The sequence below is a fragment of the Streptomyces sp. NPDC046203 genome, from assembly GCF_040646255.1.
Lineage (GTDB): Bacteria > Actinomycetota > Actinomycetes > Streptomycetales > Streptomycetaceae > Streptomyces.
Genome location: NZ_JBEYZX010000097.1, coordinates 1 through 2,581 on the forward strand (window position 1 = coordinate 1; position 2,581 = coordinate 2,581).

The 2,581-nt window shown below is 71.2% G+C and carries 2 protein-coding genes and 1 pseudogene; 1 reads left to right on the plus strand and 2 read right to left on the minus strand.

Going from position 1 to position 2,581, the window contains the following annotated elements; translation table 11 throughout:
* Positions 1-88 precede the first annotated feature (88 nt).
* On the minus strand, positions 89-1,375 hold the full coding sequence (locus ABZ990_RS31080) for an Nramp family divalent metal transporter (RefSeq protein ID WP_361238945.1): 1,287 nt from the start codon (positions 1,373-1,375) through the stop codon (positions 89-91).
* Between the two features lie 140 nt (positions 1,376-1,515).
* Between ABZ990_RS31080 and ABZ990_RS31085 the strand changes: the two genes are divergently transcribed.
* The gene (locus ABZ990_RS31085; protein WP_361238947.1) at positions 1,516-2,460 is read left to right on the plus strand and encodes a cyclase family protein; all 945 of its coding nucleotides are present in this window, start codon (positions 1,516-1,518) and stop codon (positions 2,458-2,460) included.
* A gap of 26 nt (positions 2,461-2,486) precedes the next feature.
* Here the strand turns inward: ABZ990_RS31085 and ABZ990_RS31090 are convergent.
* A pseudogene (locus ABZ990_RS31090) lies at positions 2,487-2,581 on the minus strand (hypothetical protein); the annotation flags it as partial.

Here is a 2,581-nt window from a genome sequence, read left to right on the forward strand (position 1 = left end):
GTGGCCACTCAAGCCGATCGGGAACGGGCCTCAGACTCGAAGGACGTCCTTCACGTACTCGGCCACGGGCCCGCCCCGCTTCCGCGTCTCACCCCAACGCCAGGTCCACCAGCAGGAATCCGTTGACGGCCACCGCCGCCACCACGACCACCGAGGCCGCCGCGGTCGTGACCCGGTGATTGACGGCACCTCCCATCACCGAGCGGCGCGCCGTCAGGCGGATGAGCGGGATCAGCGCGAAGGGCACCCCAAGAGAGAGACCCACCTGGGAGAGGACCAGCAGGTGGGTGGTGTCGAGGTCGGCGGCCAGCAGCAGGACCGCCGGGGCCAGGGCGACCAGGCGGCGCACCCCGGCGGGGACACGCCGGCGGATCAGATCCCGCATGGCGATGTCGCCCGCGTGGGTGCCGACGGCGGTCGACGCCAGACTGGAGACCAGCAGGGCCAAGGCCAGCGCGAGGGCCGGGAGGGACCCGAGTACCGCGCCGACGGTGGAGTGAACGCCCTCCAGCGTGAGTTCGCCCGCACCGGCGGGAAGCGCCGCCGCCGTCAGGAGCAGCGCCGCGTTGATCACACCGGCCGGCACCATGGCCCCCACCACGCCCCTGCGGGTCGCCGACAGGACGCCACCGGTGCCACCGATGCCGCCCGGAAGGGACGGGTCGCCCGGAAGGGACGGGTCGTCGGCGCGCAGCCACCGGCTGCCGTCCCGGCTGAGCGCGGAGTGGACATAGATGGCATGCGGCATCACGGTGGCGCCGAAGACGCCCGAGGCGAGGAGAACGGCACCACTGTCCGGCAGCAGCGGCCGCATACCCGAAAGCACGCCGCCGGCCGTGGGGCCGGCGAAGGCCGCGCAGGCGATGAAGCCGATGGCGATCAGGCCCAGCGCCACGGTGATCGCCGCCGCGAAGGCGTTCTCGCCCCGGGTGGTCCGCAGGCGGAGCAGGGCCGTGGAGACCGCGGCGACGACGCCCGCCCCCGCCCACAGCGGAAGACCGAAGAGCAGCTTCAGAGCGACCGCACCGCCGACCACCTCGGCGATGTCGGTGGCGACGGCGACGAGTTCGGCCTGGACCCAGTAGGCGACGCGGGCGCGGCGGCCGACGGCCGAGGCCACGGTCTCGGTGAGCGAGCGGCCGGTACACGAGCCGAGCTTCGCCGAGAGGTACTGGACGAGACCCGCCGCCGCCGTGGAACCGACGACGACCCACAACAGGCCGTACCCATAGGCGGACCCGGCACTGAAGTTGGTGGCGACATTACCGGGGTCGACATAGGCCACCGCGGTGACCAGGGCCGGGGCGAGGCCGAGCGAGGCCCGGGCGGTGGCCCGGCCCGGCCGCGTCCGCGGGCGGGTCAGCACTTCGGTCACGGGAACTCCTCCAGAGCTCATCGAAGTCTTATGAACATCAGATCTCTTATGATTACATGAGACCGTACAGCCGGGGCCAGCCCGGCGCAGCCCGTCCCCACCACCGTCGAGGAGAGATCACTGTGTGCGGAACCTGGGTCATGAAGTCCGTGTTCGGAGAGGCGTACACGGCCGAGGACGACCACATCCACGCCCATCAGGCCAACCGGCCCGAGGAGAGCGTCAAATCCGCCGCCGAGGTGCGCCGCGCCGCACCCGGCCCCAGCCGCCGCAGGATGCTGGGCATGGCCGGCGCGCTGAGTGCCACCGTCGCGGGTCTGGGAATGATCGACGCCAAGCCCGCGAGCGCGAGGTCCACGGGGATCAGCACCAGCCGCGTGCTGGGCGGAGGCAAGCGCATCGTCGACATGAGCCACGCCTGGGGCGAGGACTTCCCCGTTTTCCGGCCGTTCGTCGAGCCGCCCCGGTTCGAGCAGGTCGCCTCGGTGGAGAAGGAGGGGTACAACACCCTCATCATCACCATGGACGAGCACAGCGGCACCCACATGGACGGCCCCAAGCACTTCGACAACGGCCAGCTGGCCACCGACGAGATCCCGGCCGAGAACCTGATCGCCCCGCTCGTCGTCGTCCGCATCGCCGACCGCGCGCAAAACGACCTGGACGCGCTCCTCACCTATGACGACCTGCGCAAGTGGGAGAGCCGCCACGGCCGCATCCCGGACGGCGCCGTGGTCGCCATGGACTGCGGCTGGTCCAGCCGCATCGACGACCCGGCGCGCATCTTCAACCGCGACGCCGACGACAAGCCGCACTTCCCCGGCATAGGCTGGGACGCGGCGGAGTTCCTGGAGTCGCGCCGCAACATCGTCGGCGTGGCGACCGACAGCCCCAGTCTGGACTCCGGCGCCAACAACTACCTCGACCCGAGGGCCCACAAGATCCTGCTCACCACCGGCCACTACGGCATCGAGTGGGCGGCCAACGTGGACAAGCTGCCCGAGTCCGGGGCGGTGGCGGTCATCGGCCTGATGAAGCACAAGGGCGGTTTCGCCGGCCCGGTACGGATGTTCGGCCTCTACTGAACGACGGAACAGCGGTGGGCCGGCGGCGGCGCGCGGAACTCGACGCGCTTGGCCTTCGGGTTCGAGCCCGTGATCGGGATGCGCATGGCGGCGGAGCGGTTGCGCTGCGAGTAGACCAGGT

Coding starts and splice junctions, on each gene's coding strand:
- ABZ990_RS31085 (WP_361238947.1), top strand. CDS start 1,516: ATGAAGTCCGTGTTCGGAGAGGCGTACACGGCCGAGGACGACCACATC.